This is a genomic window from Campylobacter sp. 2352 PW, from assembly GCF_024723575.1.
GTDB lineage: Bacteria > Campylobacterota > Campylobacteria > Campylobacterales > Campylobacteraceae > Campylobacter_D.
Genome location: NZ_JANQCX010000002.1, coordinates 81,156 through 96,506, shown reverse-complemented (window position 1 = coordinate 96,506; position 15,351 = coordinate 81,156). Strand labels below are relative to the sequence as shown.

Here is a 15,351-nt window from a genome sequence, read left to right as displayed (position 1 = left end):
TTAGCTTAAGGCAAAGTAATGATACATAAGATTTTAATAGCTAATAGAGGTGAGATTGCAGTAAGGGTAATCCGTGCTTGTAGAGATTTACATATAAAAAGCGTTGCTGTTTATACTGAACCTGATCATGAGTGTTTACATGTAAAAGTTGCTGATGAAGCGTATAGAATAGGAACTGATGCTATAAGAGGGTATTTAGATGGCAAAAGAATAGTTGAAATTGCTAAAGCTTGTGGAGCTGATGCTATACATCCTGGATATGGCTTTTTAAGTGAAAATTATGAGTTTGCTAAAGAATGCGAAGAAGCAGGGATTATCTTTATAGGGCCAAAATCAGATGTTATCCGTAAAATGGGAAATAAAAATATAGCAAGATATTTAATGAAAAAAAATGGAATTCCTGTGGTTCCAGGTACTGAAAAATTAAATCATTGTACATTAGAAGAAATCAAACTTCAAGCTTTAAAAATAGGTTATCCAGTGATTTTAAAAGCCAGTGGTGGCGGTGGTGGTAGAGGTATACGCGTAGTACATAAAGAAGAAGATTTAGAAAAATCTTTTGAAGCGTGCAAAAGAGAGGCATTAAGCTTTTTTAAAAATGATGAAGTTTTTATGGAAAAATATGTTATTAATCCAAGGCATATTGAGTTTCAAATTTTAGCAGATAATTATGGTAATATCATTCATCTTTGTGAAAGAGATTGCTCAATACAAAGAAGACACCAAAAAATTATTGAAATTGCACCTTGTCCAAGTATCTCAGAAAAACTAAGAAAAACCATAGGAGTTACCGCAGTAGCTGCTGCAAAAGCTGTGGGTTATACCAATGTTGGGACGGTTGAGTTTTTACTTGATGATTATAATAGATTTTATTTTATGGAAATGAATACAAGAATTCAAGTAGAACACCCAATCACAGAAGAAATCACAGGAATTGATCTTATCACAAGACAAATTCGTATAGCAAATGGGGAAATTTTAGATCTTGAACAAAGTGATATAAAACCAAGAGGTTTTGCGATAGAAGCTAGGATTACAGCAGAAAATGTATGGAAAAATTTCATTCCAAGTCCGGGCAAAATCACAGAATATTTTCCAGCTTTAGGGCCATCTGTAAGAGTGGATAGTCATTTATATAAAGACTATACCGTGCCACCTTATTATGATTCTTTGCTTGCAAAATTAATCGTTAAAGGTTCAAGTTATGATAGTGCGGTTAATAGACTCGAGAGGGCTTTGAAAGAATTTGTGATTGATGATATTAGAACAACTGTGCCATTTTTGATTGCAATTACCAAAATAAGAGAATTTAGAAGAGGGTATTTTGATACTTCTTTTATAGAAACACATATGGAAGAGCTTTTAGAAAAAACAGAAGATAGACACCAAGAAAACAAAGAAGAAGTAATTGCTGCAATAGCTGCGACTTTACAAAAGATAAAAGAAAGTAGACAATCATGAGTTTTTTAGATGAATTAAAAGATATAAAAAAAGCACTCCAAAAAGAACAAGGTCAAACAAAAAAAGAAAAGGTTAAAGCGAGTAAAAGTGGAGTAAGTATGAAAAATACTGACTTAGATGCTATACAAAAAGATTTAGCTAAGCAAAAGGAAGATAAAAAACAAGAGCAAGAATTTGAAGATATGTTTTTAAAAGAAGAGCGTTTGGCTAATGAATTTATGGAATTTGTAAAAAATAGCGATATTAAAAAGATCTAATGAATAATATTATTGGTTTTTGTACTTTAGAAGAAGAATGCCCTTATCTTGAAAATAGGTACTGTAGAAATGAGTATAATTATATATCTTTTATCACAAAAACACAAAATCAAGAACTAGTTTCAAGAGGTTGGCGTCGCTTTGGTTCGTATTTTTCAAGACCAATATGTAATGATTGCAATGAATGTCAAAATTTACGTATTTTAGTAGAAAATTTTCATTTTAGCAAAAGTTATCGCAGGGTTTTGAAAAAAAATACAGCCACTAAAATAATCTTACAAAAACCTTCTTTAAGTGATGAGCATTTGTTGCTTTATGAAAAATATCACCATTATCAAAAAGATAAAAGAAATTGGAAAATTTATGATTTAAATTTTAGGAAATATTATAATCTTTATGTAGATAATGCTGGTACTTTTGGATATGAGCTTGATTTTTATATAGACAATAAGTTAGTTTGTGTTGATTTGATTGATATTTTAGAAGATGGAATTTCTAGCATTTATTGTTTTTATGATCCAGATTTTTCCCATCTAAATCTTGGTAAATACTCACTTTTAACAGAAATTAAACTTGCACAATTAAAAAAATTAAAATATATTTATTTGGGATATTTTGTAAAAGGGTGTCAATCTTTAGCATATAAAGCCGATTATAGTCCAAATGAAATTTTAAAACACACTAGTGCTTTAAATGAGCAAGCATTTTTGTGGAGTTAGGTTTATAGAGAGGATTTTATGCAAGTAGTGCAAACTTTAGAATCAGTTAGTGTCAATACTGATGATTTTTTAATGTTTAAATATTTTCAAGATCTTATCCGTAAAAATTTTTCCAAAGTTATAGGTAATAAAAATAAAACTTTGTCTTTTTTTGTAGAAAATGAAATTCCTCAAAGAAGATATTTTTTAAAACTTGTTAACCACAAATATAAAAAAAATACTGGAAATCAAATTGATAATCTTGCTTTTGCACATTATAAAACCTTTAAATTAAATCTTGCTCAAGCAAATACTTTAAAGCCTGTAATCTTTGCTAAAATAGGCTTTGCACAAAAGAATATTTTAATCACACTAAGTTCGAATGAAAAATTATTTGCTGTGTATTTAGAGCAGTATTTTAAAGATCATAAAAGCGTGTATGATGAAAAAAATTGTATTTTTTCAGTAGAATACAAAGATGATAATACTTTAAATCTTTTAGAAATTTTAGCTAGTGTAAATGAGCATTTGAAATATTGTGTTGATTTTACGATTAATGAAACTCAGCTTTTAGAATTTAGAAATAAAATGAAAAACAAAGCTAGTACTAATTGGAAATTTAATGCTCTAGCAAAGCTTTTTGAAAATTATTTTCAAACACTAGGATGTAATTCTAGTGATGATTTTGCTACTATTAGACAAAATTATCTTAATTTGGTTAAAATTTATCATCCTGATCGCCATCAAGGTAAAAGTAAGATCGAACAAGCTTATTGCCGTGAAGAATTTGAGAAAATTCAGCTTGCTTATGAGAGTTTAAAATCTTTATATAAAAATAATACTTGATGTTAAAATAACATCATTTTAAGTTGCAATTTATTAAAATTAATTTTTTATAAAAATTTAGGGAATAATATTGGTTGCTGATAGAAAGTTATTTTTTTTAAGTTGCATTCTTATAACTATAGGAATACTTTTTTCATATTCTTTAAGTGCTTTTACTGTTCTTTATTTAGAATATAATGAATTTCACTTTTTTATCAGACAGCTTTTTTTTGGGCTTAGTGGTATAGCTATTATTTATTTTGTTTCAAGATTAAATCCTGATAGTAAAATGGCGCATTATTTGATGATAAGCGTTTTACTCATCTCTTTTTTATTTATACTTATTTTACCTTTTCTGCCTACCTTTCTTGCTACTGCAGCAGGTGGTGCTAAAAGGTGGATTAGGCTTGGCCCTTTATCTATCTCTCCAGTTGAATTTTTTAAAATAGGTTTGATTTATTTCCTTGCTTGGTCTTATACAAGAAGAATTGATGATAGTAAAAAAGCAATCAAACATGAAGTTTTAATTTTAATTCCTTATTTTATTTTAGCTGCTTTTGTTATTGGTTATATTTATATGACACAAAATGATTTAGGGCAAAGCGTTATTTCTTTTTTCTTGGTTTTTGCTTTAGCTTTTTTTGCAGGAGCTAGTAAAAGACTTTTTGCTTTTGGTGTGGTTATTGTTGGAATGATTGGGGTTTTGGTAATCTTAAGTAATCAAAGAAGAATTCAGCGTATTTCTGCTTGGTGGGGAAATATCCAAGATGCGTTTTTACCTTTCTTTCCTGATTGGCTAGCAAGTGTTTTAAGAGTAAGTCACAACTCAGAGCCTTATCAAATTTCACATAGTTTAAATGCTATAGCTCATGGTGGATTTTTTGGAGAGGGTTTAGGGCTTGGAACTTTTAAACTAGGATTTTTAAGTGAGGTGCACACGGACTTTGTCTTATCAGGGATTACTGAAGAGATAGGACTATTGGGATTAAGTATTATTTGTTTTATATATTTGATGGTAATACTTCGAATTTTTAGAATAGCAGGGCGTTGTGAAAATAAAGTTCATTTTTTGTTTTGTTCGGGTGTAGCTTTGCTTTTATTGTTTTCATTTTTTATGAATGCTTTTGGAATTATTTCCTTGACTCCATTAAAAGGTGTTGCTGTGCCGCTTTTAAGCTATGGAGGTAGTTCAATGTGGTCTATTTGTCTTGGAATAGGCTATGTTTTAATGATTAGCAAAAAGGTAAAAATATAAATTTGTTAATTAAAATATATAAAAAATAACTTAAATAAAAAATATTTGCTATCAAGTCTTTACAAAAAACTTTTTTCTGCTATAATTATGCTATATTTATTATACAAGGAGGCGGATATGAAGAAATATAGGCGTTTAAACACATTATAATCATTTATCAATTTTATTTTTAATTTTTAACAAAGGAAAGAAATGAAAAAAATATTATATGTTGTTTTGGCGTTATTTGGTATATTGGCTTTAGGTGCTTGCTCAAGCGATAAAAATCAAGCTAGTGCTTCTAGTGAAAAAGTTTATAAAGTAGGTATAGCTGCAAATTATCCTCCTTTTGATTTTGTTAAAGATGCAAAAATTACCGGCTTTGATGTTGATTTACTAGAAGAGATTGCAAAAAGAGAAAATTTAAAACTTGAGTGGGTAAACATGAGTTTTGATGGTTTGATCCCTGCTTTAAAAGCTGGAAAGATTGATATGATAGCTTCTGCTATGAGTTCAACACCACAAAGACTTACTAGTATGGATTTTAGTGATACTTATTTTAATACTAAAAATTTATATTTAAAACTAAAAACAGATTCTAGTATTAGTGATAAACAAAGTTTGGAAGGTAAAAAAATAGGTGTTCAACTTGGAACCATCCAAGAAAGTGCTGCTAAGGCTATTCCAAATGCTCAAGTGGTGGCTAGCGAAGAAATGTTAGCTGCAATTTTGGCTTTAAAAGCTGGTAAAGTTGATGCAGTTTTAACAGATAAAGATATCGGTAAAGGTTATTTAAAAACTAATGAAGAGTTAGAAGCATTTTTAGAAGAAAATGATGGAAGTTCAGGATTTTGCATAGCTTTTGATAAAGGAAAACAAACTGAGCTTGTTCAAAAAATTAATGCAGGTTTAGAAAAAGTTAAAGCTGATGGTACTTACCAAAAAATCGTAGAAAAATACGATTTACAATAATCAACTTAAAGCCTTGATACTTGCTTTCAAGGCTTTAAAAAAATACTCTATATCTTCTTTTGTGTGTGTATAATGAAAACCCACTCTTAGCCAACCTGGTTTAAATTTTAGCTCTTGATTATCTTTTAATTTTAGTAAATCATGCCCATAAGGTCCTGCGCAAGCACAGCCTGCTCTTGTTTCTATCTTATAAGTTTTGCTTAGTTTGTAAGCTAAATCAAAAGGAGAAATTCCTTCTATGTTAAAAGCAAAAATAGGCAATCTATGAGTGATATTTTTTGCATATAAGATCATTTTTGGAAAATTTGCACATTGTTCTAAAAAATACTCACAAAGCTCTTTTTCTTTTTTTTCTATATTTTTTAAACCTATTTCATTGCGTACTTTAAAAGCTAAACTTGCTCTAATAAGTTGAATAATTCCAGGTGTGCCACCTTCTTCTAAATTTTCAACCTCGCATAAGTATTGCTGAGAAGTTCTTGAAACATAGCCTACGGTTCCACCTGCAGCAAAGCTAGGAGTATTACCACATAGATTTTTTTTAATAGCAAGTAAGCCACAAGATCCTACACCACCAAGTAATTTATGAGAACTGATAAACACTGCATCGTAAAATTTAGGATTTAAGTTAGCATAAGGAGCTAAGGTGGAAATATCAAAAGCAACTACGCCATCATATTGTTTGATTAGAGAGTAGATTTTTTTATAATCACTTAAAATTCCTGTGACATTTGAAGCAGCGTTAAAACTTGCTATGATTTGTCTGTTTTTGGATTTTTTTAACAATTTTTCCAAAAAAGCATAATCTAACTCGCCTTTTTTATCTAAGGGTATGCGAACGCATTCACACAAAGCTTCTCTGAATGAAAGCTCGTTAGAATGATGTTCATAAGGTCCTACTATAACTAAAGGTAAGGTGTTTTTATCTGTATTTTTAAAGTATTTTTCTTTAATAAGCGGGGGTATATATAGACCTAAAAGTTCTTGAAATTTTTTAATAGCAGCTGAAGATCCACTCCCGCAAGCTATAAGAGCAAAGCTATCATCTAATTCAAGGTATTTTTTTAAATTTGTTCTTGCATTTTCATAATGTTGCTGTGTGATGAAAGAATTTAAAGAGCTATCTGAATGTGTATTTGCATAAGTTGTAAGAATTTTTTTTATTTCTTTTTCTATACTTTTTAATGCTAAAGCGCTAGCTGTAAAATCAAAATAATATATGCCTTTTTTTAAAATAATATCTTGTTTTAATGTTTCAATATTCAAAAAAATCCCCCAAAAATTTGTTAAAATTATATCATACAAAATATTTAAAATAAGGATGTGGTTATAAATTTTAGTGATTTTTCAAAACGCTGTGAAACTTTGGAGCTTAAAAATATTTTTGATTTTTATAGTATTTTTGATGAGTTTGAATTTGATTTGAAATTAAGTTTATATGATAATATTTTAAATGTTTTTATTTTAAAAGCTTTTGATATTTTATCTTATTTAAATTTAGATGATAATGCTTTGAAGGCTTTGAGTGTTTTAAGTAAAAATGATAGAAAACGCTATTCTATCAATAAATCTATTCCGCATTTTCAAGCTCTAGGACTTGTTAATAAACTTTTAGAAAAAAATATTTTGACTTTGGAAAAAAGTCAAGAAAAGCCTATTGTGAAAAATAAAAGACAAAAGATTAAAAAAGAATTACGCTCATATAGCATTCAAGATAAGGTTGTTTTTAAAAATCAAGGATTGAGATTTTTCTTTTATTTTATATATCCTAATTTAAACTTAATTACGATGAAAAGATACAACGAGCTAATGGGAATAATCCAAGAAAATTTAGAAAAATATCAAAGCTTTACTTTTGAGCTTTTGTGTAAAGAATTTTTAGCTAAAAAGCTTAAGGTAGAGCAGGTGTGTAGTTTTTGGAATTATTATTGCGAGATAGATCTTTATTATAAAAAAGAAAATTTTTGTGTTTTAGGTGAGGTTAAATTTAAAGAAAGAAAAATATGTAAAAATATTTTAAATACCTTAAAAAACAAAGCAAAACAGTTGCAAATTCAACCTAATTTATATGTGCTTTTTTCAAAGAGTGGCTTTAGTAAAGAGCTTATTCTAAATAAGGAGCGTAATTTGCTTTTATATACTTTAGAAGATTTTCAATTTTTAATTAAGGATTAAGTGTGGATGAGAATATTTTAAAAAGTTTAGATTCTAGTGAAAAAGAAAATTTACAACAAGGGCTAAAAGCCTTAATAGAGCAAACCTATGTTATAGAAAATGAATATAAGCAACTTAATAAAAACTACACTGCGTTAAGACAAATGGTAAGTGATATTATAGAAGTTTTACCAATGGCTTTGTGGGTTTTAGATACTAATAAAAAGATAACACTTCAAAATAACTTAGCTAATCAACAACCAAAACTTTTAGAAAAAATTGATCTTGAAAAAACTCATTATGAGCTTGAGTTTGATCATAAATTTTATTTAATAAAAGTCACCTCTCATGCGGATAAGCTTATAGTTAGCGCCACTGATATTAGCGATGAAAAAAGGAATGAAAGATTAGCCAGTATGGGTACAGTAGCAGCACACCTAGCACATGAAATACGCAATCCTATCGGTTCTATTTCATTGTTAAGTTCAACTTTGTTTGAAAGAAGTGAGTTAAAAAATAAGCATATAGTATTAGAAATTCAAAAAGCTATTTCTAGGGTGGAGCGTATTGTAAATTCTACTTTGCTTTTTACAAAAGGAGTGTATGTTAATTTAAATGAATTTAATTTAAAAGAATTACAAGATGAATGCGAACAAGCTATTGGAGCTTATAATTATCTAGCTAATATTGATTTTACATTTGAATTTTTAGATTTAAAAATCAACGCAGATAAATCTTTGCTTGCTTTGGTTTTGCAAAATTTGCTTTATAATGCCATAGATGCTATTGAAGAAAGTGAAAATGATGATGGTTGTATAAAAGTTAAATGTGAGCAAAAAGAAGATAAAATCTTTATCAAAGTTTATGATAACGGGGTAAGTATCAAAGATAAAAAAATGGTTTTTGAAGCTTTTAAAACAACTAAGTTAAAAGGCAATGGTCTAGGGCTTTCTTTGTCAAAACAAATTATTGATGCACATAATGGAATTTTAGGTTTTAATGAAAATCCAAAATGTTTTTTTATAGAGCTTAAAATTTAAGCTCTATAAAATAAATTTTTTCTTAAAATAATAAAAATATTTGTCCTCATAGCTCAGCTGGATAGAGCGCAGAATTCCTAATTCTGAGGCCGCAAGTTCAAACCTTGCTGGGGGCACCATTTAAGGAAAAAGATGTTTCATATAGTCTTGGTTGAGCCTCGTATACCACAAAATACAGGAAGTATAGGTAGAATGTGTTTTAATGCAGGATTTACTTTACATATTATCAATCCACTTTTTAGTATCGATGAAAAGGCAGTTAAAAGAGCAGGGCTTGATTATTGGAAAAAATTAAATCCTTTATTATGGAATAATTTAGAAGATTTTTTAAAAGAATATGAAAAATTTCAAGATAGATTTTTCTTTGCGACAACTAAAACTACTCAAGCTTATTTTGACGTAAATTATCAAAAAGGCGATTTTTTGTTTTTTGGAAGTGAAAGTTTTGGCTTGCCTATGGATTTAATGCAAAAAAAATGGGAAAATGCCATTACTATACCGATGAAAGATTGTGGTAGAAGTTTAAATTTAGCTACAAGTGTAGGTATAGTGAGTTATGAGGCTTTGAGGCAAAATTTTGCCTCTTTTGAAAAATTTTAATGATTTAAAACTTGATTTAAAAATTCTTTCAATCTTTCATTTTTTGGGTTTTCAAATGCTATTTTAGGATATTCATCTACTGCTATAATGCCTTTATCCATAAAGAAAATTCGATTAGCTACATTTCTTGCAAATCCCATTTCATGTGTAACTACAAGCATGGTTAGACCTTCTTTAGCTACTTCTTTCATGATGTTTAAAACTTCACCTATCATTTCAGGATCTAAAGCTGAAGTTGGTTCATCAAATAAAATCACATCAGGATTCATCATTAATGACCTTGCTATAGCAATACGCTGTTTTTGTCCGCCTGAGAGTTTGTGAGGAAAATAGCTTTCTTTATCACTTAAGCCAACTTTTTTGAGTAGTTCTCGTGCTTTTTTTACTGCTTCGTCTTTACTCATGATTTTTGTTTGTACTGGCGCTAGACATAAATTTTCTAAAACATTTTTATTATTAAAAAGATTAAAATGTTGAAATACCATGCTTACTTTTTGACGAATTTTATTGATATCTGCTTTTTTATCAAGTATATTCACATCATTGATATAAATATTACCACTATCTGGTGTTTCAAGTTTATTTAAACAGCGTAAAAAAGTACTTTTTCCGCCTCCACTAGGCCCTATAATAGCAATAATATCGCCTTTATGTACTTCAACACTAATATCTTTTAAGACTTCTAAATCTCCATATTTTTTAATTAAATTTTCTATTTTAATCATGTTTATTTAATCTCACTTCTATAATTCTTGCGATAAGTGTTAAAATTTTAACACTTATATAATATACAAGTCCTGTAAAAATAATAGGTTTAGGATTATAATAAATTGCTTGCAAGCTTTTACTTTGCATGGTAATATCCATAACACTAATATAACCTACTATTGAAGTTTCTTTAAATAAAGAAATAAATTCATTCATCAAAGAAGGTAAAATGTTTTTAATTGCCTGCGGGAAGATGATTAGTCTCATAGAAGCAGAATAATTAAGCCCCATTGCTCTTGCTGCTTCCATTTGTCCTTTGTCTACGCTTTGAATTCCACTTCTTACGATTTCAGCTACATAAGCAGAGCTATTAAGTCCAAGTGCGATAATAGCCACATAAAAATTATCACTCCAAGTAGCAAAAATCACTACTGAAAAAATCAAAAGTTGTAAAAGTAAAGGGGTTCCGCGTATGATGTCTATGTATTCATCTATAATAAAATTTAAACTTTGGATTTCTAAAAATCTTAAAAACGCTAGAAAAAAACCAAACACTATTCCTATTAAAATCCCACCCACTGTTAAACCAAGTGTTGTGAAATAACTATGAACATAAGCTTTAGCTTCTATGGTATAAGCATATTCACCTGTGGCTAAACCATTTTGATCTTTGACTTGTAAAATTTCAATAGGAAATGAGAAATAAGCCCAAAAAATAATAATGGCAAAAAATACAAAAAGTTTCATCGTATTTTGTTTCAACTTGCACACCTTGATAAATTTTTAAAAATCTAAGTGTATAAAAATTAAGTTTTCTTTTTACTTAAAGGTGTTTTTATGTGATGTTGTTGTTAACATTTTGAGTTAAAATTTCACATAGCTATAAAAAATAAAATAAATTTAACCTAAAATTATATTTTTTTATAACAAATTCATTTTTTTATGATAAATTTGTATTTGAAAATTTATAAAAAAGGAGATAAATATGGATTTAATATCCCAATTTGTTGCCTTTGTGAATAATCAGTATTATTCTATTTTAGTAATTTTACTTATTGTCACGGGGTTTTATTATAGTTATTTGACTGGTTTTGTGCAATTTCGAATGCTTCCTTATGTGTTTGATATCTTAACAGAAAAGCAAGAAAAGCATGAAAAACACCATATTACTCCTTTTCAAGCCTTGATGATTTCAACAGCTTCAAGAGTTGGTATAGGAAATATCGCAGGTATCGCAGTAGCAGTTGTTTTGGGTGGACCAGGTGCTTTATTTTGGATGTGGGCTATGGCGTTTTTTGGTGGTGCCTCAGCTTTTGCAGAAAGTACTTTAGCACAAGTTTATAAAAGCCGTGATGGTAAAAGTTTTAAAGGTGGCCCTGCTTATTATATTAGTAAAGCTTTAAATTTAAAATGGCTTGGAGCTGTTTTTGCGGTGATTTTAATCATTACTTATGCTTATGGATTTAATGGTCTTCAAAGTCAAACTATGACTTCAGCATTTGAGTTTTACTATAAAGGCATGGTTGATGCTAGTGAAGTAAGCTTTGCTCAAAGCTGGTGGCCTATTGTAATAGGAGCAATTTTAGCTGTTTTTGCTGCTTATATGTTTTTTGGTGATCATACTAAAATAGGTAAAGTAAGCTCAGTTATAGTTCCTATTATGGCGATGATTTATGTTGGTTTATCTATCATAGCAATGTTTATGAATTTTGATAAAATTCCTGAAGTGTTTTCTATGATTTTTAAAAGTGCTTTTGATTTTGAAGCTATTTTTGGTGGATTTGCAGGTTCTGCTTTGGTTATAGGTATAAAAAGAGGATTATTTTCTAATGAAGCAGGCATGGGTTCAGCGCCAAATGCAGCAGCTTCAGCTCTTACAACTCACCCTGCAAAACAAGGAGTTATTCAAGCATTTTCTGTATTAATTGATGTGATTATTTGTACAAGTTCAGGATTTTTAGTGTTATTTTCACTTGCTTATGCAAATAATATCGGCGTAGATGGTAAGCCTATTTTAACAGCACTGCCTTTGGTGCAAGAATCTATGAAAGAATATTATGGAAATTTAGGTGTACATTTTACTACTGTTAGTATAGTTTTATTTGCTATTACTTCTTTGATAGGAAATTATTATTATGCTCAGGCAAATATTAAATACCTTACTCAAAATCCTATTATTATTAATCTTTTTAAAGCAAGTGCTGTGCTTATGATCTTTATTGGTGCAAATATGGATTTAAAATTTGCGTGGGATTTAGCTGATACTACTATGGCGTTTATGGCTACGATTAATATCATTTCCATTTTATTGCTTGGTGGTATAGTGAAAAAGGTATTAAAAGACTTTAGTGAGCAAAAAAGACAAGGTAGGGATCCAGTGTTTAGCGCTTCAAAGCTTGGTATTAAAAACGCAGAGTGTTGGGACTAATGATAGATTATATTATTATTGCTTTGTTTATAGCTTTTACGGTTTTTCTTGTGTTTGGCTTTAACCGCCAAATGCAAGAAAAAGCCAAACAAAGAGAAGAAAAATTAAAAACAAAGAAAGATTTTAAAAAAAATAGGTAAAATACACTAAAAAATTTTTAAAAAAGAGTGTAAAATGAAATTGTTAATAGAAATAGGCACAGAAGAGCTTCCTGCTATTCCTTTATTAAAAGAACTTCCAAATATTGCTAAAAAATGGGAAAAGATTTTACAAGAGTATCATTTAGAATCTGAATTTAAATTTTTCTATACTCCTAGAAGATTGGTTTTTATCCATGAAAATTTTAAAGAAAAACAAGATGATTCTTTTGTGGAATTTATAGGCGCACCTAGGGCGATAGCTTATAAAGATGGAAAGCTTACTCAAGCAGGGCTTAGTTTTTTAGAAAAAAGTGGTTTAAAAGAAGAAGAGCTTGAATTTAAAGAAATTAAAGGTAAAGAAGTCTTGTATTGTCAAAAACAAGTGCAAGGCTTACAGAGTAAAGCGGTTTTAGCTCAAATGATCGAAGCTTTCTTAAAAAACTTGAGCTTTGGTAAAACTATGAGATGGGGTGATGGTAGTTTTGAATTTATTAGAGCTATTCGCTCGCTTTGTTGTGTATTAAATGATGAGTTGATTGAATTTGAAAGCTATGGTGTTAAAAGTGCAAAAAGTACTTTTGTACATAGAAGTGTTAGTTATGATTTGATAGCTTTTGCGAATATTGATGAGTATTTTAAAGCTTTAGAGCAAAATTATATTATTTTAGATCAAGAACAAAGAAAAAAGCTTATCATTAAACAGTTAAAGACGCTTGAAAAAGAAAATGATATTATTATTGCAGAAGATGATGAGCTTTTAGCTGAGGTTGTAGCTATCACAGAGTATCCAAAGGCATTATTAGGGCATTTTGAAAAAGAGTATTTAGAAATCCCAAGTGAGGTAATCATCACTTCCATGAGAGAAAACCAACGCTATTTTGCAGTATTTAAAAACAATGCTTTAAGCAATCATTTTATTGTAGTTTCTAATGCAGTTTGTAAAGATTATTCTAAAATCATTAATGGGAATGAAAGGGTTTTAAGGGCAAGATTAAGTGATGCGATGTTTTTTTGGAAAAATGACTTAGCGCATGGCTTAAATAATGATAAAATAAGCCAAATGGTCTATCTTGAAGGGCTTGGAACCTTAAAAGATAAAATCATCAGAGAGCAAAAAATCGCCGCTAAGCTTTGTGAGGTTTTTGTTAATACTCAAAAAGATGAAATTTTAAAAGCCATAGAATACTCAAAAGCTGATCTAAGCACTCAAATGGTGTATGAATTTACTGATCTTCAAGGCATTATGGGATCTTATTATGCTAAAGCTATGGGTATGAGCGATGAGCTTGCTTTGGCGATTAAAGAACAATACCTTCCAAATGGCGATAATTCAGCTATGCCAAGTAATGAATTTAGTTCTATTGTAGCTTTAGCTTATAAATTTGATACACTTATGGGGCTTTTTTCAATGGGGAAAATCCCAAGCGGCACAAAAGATCCTTACGCTTTAAGAAGAGCAGCAAATGGTGTTTTAAAAATTATTTTAGCTTTAAATAAAAATTTTGATCTTAAGATATTTTTAGAAGCAATAGCTGGTGAGTATAAAAGCTTTGATTTGAAAATTTTATTAGATTTTATCTTAGAGCGTTTATATACTTTTTATGAAGTAAATGCTTCTTTTGTTAAAGCTGTGCTTAGCTCTAAAACTTATGATGTTATTTATATTGATTCTTGTATGAAAGCTTTGATTCAAAGCGCAAATAAGGCAGATTTTAGTCAAAATTTTGCTACTTTTAAGCGTTTAGCAAATATTGCAGTATTGAGTGAAGCTCAAGTTAATGAAAATTTGTTTAACACTCAAGAAGAAAAAGATTTATATCAAGCTTTTATGCAGTGTAAAACAAAAGAAAATAATACTCAAGAGCTTTTAGAAAGCCTTTTTGCACTCAAACCGCAAATTGATGCTTTTTTTGATAAAGTAATGATTAATGACAAAGATGAAAATATTAAAAACAATCGTCAAGCTTTGGTATGTGCAATTTATCGTGAGTTTTTAAAAATAGCTGATATTAAAGAGCTTAGTATATGAGAAAAATTCTTTTTTTGCTTTGCTTTTTGGTGTTTGCATTAGAAGCTAGAGAGATTGAGCTTGTAAAAGGGCAAGTAGTTTTTTTAGAATTTGATAAAAGTAATTTTTTACAAGTTAGTTCAAATTCTAAAAAACTTCCTTTTTTTGAGTATAAAAATAAAGTTATTGTTAGTATAGCTATGCCTTATAAAAACCCCAAAGATAGAAAATTAATAGCTGAATTTAAAGATTATTCCAAAGAAGAAATTAACATAAAATTTAGCGAAGGAAACTATAAAAAAGAATTTTTAAAAGTTAGTGCTTCTAAGGTCAATCCACTTAAAGAAACACTTGATCGCATTAGCAAAGAATATCAAGAAGCTATTAAGGTTTATAATACTTATACTAACACAGCTTTATTTGAAGGCAATTTTACATACCCTTTAGAAAGTAAAATTACAAGTGATTTTGGCAAAGCAAGATTGTTTAATGATACTCTTAAAAGTTATCATAGCGGAACTGATTTTAGAGCAGCAAGTGGGACAAAAATTTATGCAAGTAATGATGGTATTGTAAGGATTGCTTCAGATCGTTACTATGCAGGAAATTCAGTGGTGATTGACCATGGATATGGGATTTATTCTCAGTATTATCATCTATCAAAACTTAATGTAAAAGTAGGACAAAAGGTAAAAAAAGGCGAGCTTATAGGTTTGAGTGGAGCTAGTGGTAGGGTTACAGGGCCACATTTGCATTTTGGAATTTTAGTCAATGGTGTGCAAGTTGATCCGCTTGATTTTATAGCTAAATTTAATGCTTTATAATG

Annotated in this window: 16 protein-coding genes and 1 tRNA gene; 14 read left to right on the top strand and 3 right to left on the bottom strand. The window is 29.3% G+C overall.

All coding sequences use genetic code 11. The features are described from left to right. Positions 1-18: 18 nt before the first annotated feature. The 6 genes from CAMP5121_RS01670 to CAMP5121_RS01645 all read left to right on the top strand — a co-directional run bounded on the left by CAMP5121_RS01670 (position 19) and on the right by CAMP5121_RS01645 (position 5,447). Positions 19-1,461: an acetyl-CoA carboxylase subunit A gene (locus CAMP5121_RS01670; protein WP_039668233.1), complete on the top strand. Its 1,443-nt coding sequence runs from the start codon at positions 19-21 to the stop codon at positions 1,459-1,461. Beyond that, positions 1,458-1,718 carry a hypothetical protein gene (locus CAMP5121_RS01665; RefSeq protein ID WP_263678907.1) on the top strand — a complete coding sequence of 87 codons (261 nt, stop codon included), beginning with the start codon at positions 1,458-1,460 and terminating at the stop codon, positions 1,716-1,718. Before CAMP5121_RS01670 ends, CAMP5121_RS01665 begins: the two co-directional genes overlap by 4 nt. Further along, positions 1,718-2,437, top strand: a complete 720-nt coding sequence (locus CAMP5121_RS01660) for an arginyltransferase (protein WP_337214623.1) — start codon at positions 1,718-1,720, stop codon at positions 2,435-2,437. The genes CAMP5121_RS01665 and CAMP5121_RS01660 overlap by 1 nt, the downstream gene beginning before the upstream one ends. 18 nt (positions 2,438-2,455) lie before the next feature. Then, a complete protein-coding gene (locus CAMP5121_RS01655) occupies positions 2,456-3,262 on the top strand; it encodes an adenylosuccinate lyase (protein ID WP_039617961.1) in 807 nt (268 codons plus the stop codon). A gap of 70 nt (positions 3,263-3,332) precedes the next feature. After that, positions 3,333-4,496 (top strand): putative lipid II flippase FtsW, encoded by a 1,164-nt coding sequence (gene ftsW, locus CAMP5121_RS01650; RefSeq protein ID WP_257397039.1) that lies wholly within the window; start codon positions 3,333-3,335, stop codon positions 4,494-4,496. Positions 4,497-4,688: 192 nt separating this feature from the next. Beyond that, positions 4,689-5,447, top strand: coding sequence for a basic amino acid ABC transporter substrate-binding protein (locus tag CAMP5121_RS01645; RefSeq protein ID WP_263663955.1), 759 nt, complete (start codon positions 4,689-4,691; stop codon positions 5,445-5,447). Here CAMP5121_RS01645 and CAMP5121_RS01640 read toward each other — a convergent pair whose 3' ends face one another. Continuing rightward, positions 5,448-6,713, bottom strand: coding sequence for an aminotransferase class V-fold PLP-dependent enzyme (locus tag CAMP5121_RS01640; protein ID WP_337214622.1), 1,266 nt, complete (start codon positions 6,711-6,713; stop codon positions 5,448-5,450). A gap of 57 nt (positions 6,714-6,770) precedes the next feature. On the opposite strand from CAMP5121_RS01640, the gene CAMP5121_RS01635 reads away from it, so the two are divergent. The 4 genes from CAMP5121_RS01635 to CAMP5121_RS01620 all read left to right on the top strand — a co-directional run bounded on the left by CAMP5121_RS01635 (position 6,771) and on the right by CAMP5121_RS01620 (position 9,241). Next, entirely contained in the window at positions 6,771-7,622 is an 852-nt protein-coding gene (locus CAMP5121_RS01635) for a DUF234 domain-containing protein (protein ID WP_337214621.1), read from the top strand. A 2-nt stretch (positions 7,623-7,624) separates the two neighbouring features. After that, positions 7,625-8,641: a fla regulon two-component system sensor histidine kinase FlgS gene (locus tag CAMP5121_RS01630; protein ID WP_337214620.1), complete on the top strand. Its 1,017-nt coding sequence runs from the start codon at positions 7,625-7,627 to the stop codon at positions 8,639-8,641. Between the two features lie 42 nt (positions 8,642-8,683). Then, a tRNA-Arg gene (locus tag CAMP5121_RS01625) sits at positions 8,684-8,760 on the top strand. 13 nt (positions 8,761-8,773) lie between these two features. After that, on the top strand, positions 8,774-9,241 hold the full coding sequence (locus CAMP5121_RS01620; protein WP_263678963.1) for a tRNA (cytidine(34)-2'-O)-methyltransferase: 468 nt from the start codon (positions 8,774-8,776) through the stop codon (positions 9,239-9,241). Here the strand turns inward: CAMP5121_RS01620 and CAMP5121_RS01615 are convergent. Beyond that, positions 9,238-9,966, bottom strand: coding sequence for an amino acid ABC transporter ATP-binding protein (locus tag CAMP5121_RS01615; protein ID WP_263702776.1), 729 nt, complete (start codon positions 9,964-9,966; stop codon positions 9,238-9,240). The genes CAMP5121_RS01620 and CAMP5121_RS01615 overlap by 4 nt on opposite strands. After that, positions 9,959-10,711, bottom strand: coding sequence for an amino acid ABC transporter permease (locus CAMP5121_RS01610; RefSeq protein WP_263682985.1), 753 nt, complete (start codon positions 10,709-10,711; stop codon positions 9,959-9,961). Before CAMP5121_RS01610 ends, CAMP5121_RS01615 begins: the two co-directional genes overlap by 8 nt. Positions 10,712-10,934: 223 nt before the next feature. On the opposite strand from CAMP5121_RS01610, the gene CAMP5121_RS01605 reads away from it, so the two are divergent. Genes CAMP5121_RS01605 through CAMP5121_RS01590 form a run of 4 tightly spaced genes read left to right on the top strand, consistent with a single transcriptional unit; the run spans position 10,935 to position 15,349 of the window. Then, on the top strand, positions 10,935-12,377 hold the full coding sequence (locus tag CAMP5121_RS01605) for an alanine/glycine:cation symporter family protein (protein WP_214100050.1): 1,443 nt from the start codon (positions 10,935-10,937) through the stop codon (positions 12,375-12,377). Beyond that, positions 12,377-12,517 carry a hypothetical protein gene (locus CAMP5121_RS01600; RefSeq protein WP_263678966.1) on the top strand — a complete coding sequence of 47 codons (141 nt, stop codon included), beginning with the start codon at positions 12,377-12,379 and terminating at the stop codon, positions 12,515-12,517. Before CAMP5121_RS01605 ends, CAMP5121_RS01600 begins: the two co-directional genes overlap by 1 nt. Before the next feature lie 34 nt (positions 12,518-12,551). Beyond that, a complete protein-coding gene (glyS, locus tag CAMP5121_RS01595; RefSeq protein ID WP_337214619.1) occupies positions 12,552-14,546 on the top strand; it encodes a glycine--tRNA ligase subunit beta in 1,995 nt (664 codons plus the stop codon). Then, complete coding sequence (locus CAMP5121_RS01590) at positions 14,543-15,349, top strand: M23 family metallopeptidase (protein WP_337214618.1); 807 nt, start codon at positions 14,543-14,545, stop codon at positions 15,347-15,349. Before glyS ends, CAMP5121_RS01590 begins: the two co-directional genes overlap by 4 nt. The last annotated feature ends 2 nt before the right edge of the window (positions 15,350-15,351 follow it).

What these genes read in the sequence shown, in the direction of transcription:
- CAMP5121_RS01600 (WP_263678966.1), top strand. Translation starts at nt 12,377, where the DNA reads ATGATAGATTATATTATTATTGCTTTGTTTATAGCTTTTACGGTTTTT.
- CAMP5121_RS01655 (WP_039617961.1), top strand. Translation starts at nt 2,456, where the DNA reads ATGCAAGTAGTGCAAACTTTAGAATCAGTTAGTGTCAATACTGATGAT.
- CAMP5121_RS01660 (WP_337214623.1), top strand. Translation starts at nt 1,718, where the DNA reads ATGAATAATATTATTGGTTTTTGTACTTTAGAAGAAGAATGCCCTTAT.
- CAMP5121_RS01665 (WP_263678907.1), top strand. Translation starts at nt 1,458, where the DNA reads ATGAGTTTTTTAGATGAATTAAAAGATATAAAAAAAGCACTCCAAAAA.
- CAMP5121_RS01645 (WP_263663955.1), top strand. Translation starts at nt 4,689, where the DNA reads ATGAAAAAAATATTATATGTTGTTTTGGCGTTATTTGGTATATTGGCT.
- CAMP5121_RS01590 (WP_337214618.1), top strand. Translation starts at nt 14,543, where the DNA reads ATGAGAAAAATTCTTTTTTTGCTTTGCTTTTTGGTGTTTGCATTAGAA.
- CAMP5121_RS01615 (WP_263702776.1), bottom strand. Translation starts at nt 9,966, where the DNA reads ATGATTAAAATAGAAAATTTAATTAAAAAATATGGAGATTTAGAAGTC.
- CAMP5121_RS01620 (WP_263678963.1), top strand. Translation starts at nt 8,774, where the DNA reads ATGTTTCATATAGTCTTGGTTGAGCCTCGTATACCACAAAATACAGGA.
- CAMP5121_RS01670 (WP_039668233.1), top strand. Translation starts at nt 19, where the DNA reads ATGATACATAAGATTTTAATAGCTAATAGAGGTGAGATTGCAGTAAGG.
- glyS (WP_337214619.1), top strand. Translation starts at nt 12,552, where the DNA reads ATGAAATTGTTAATAGAAATAGGCACAGAAGAGCTTCCTGCTATTCCT.
- CAMP5121_RS01605 (WP_214100050.1), top strand. Translation starts at nt 10,935, where the DNA reads ATGGATTTAATATCCCAATTTGTTGCCTTTGTGAATAATCAGTATTAT.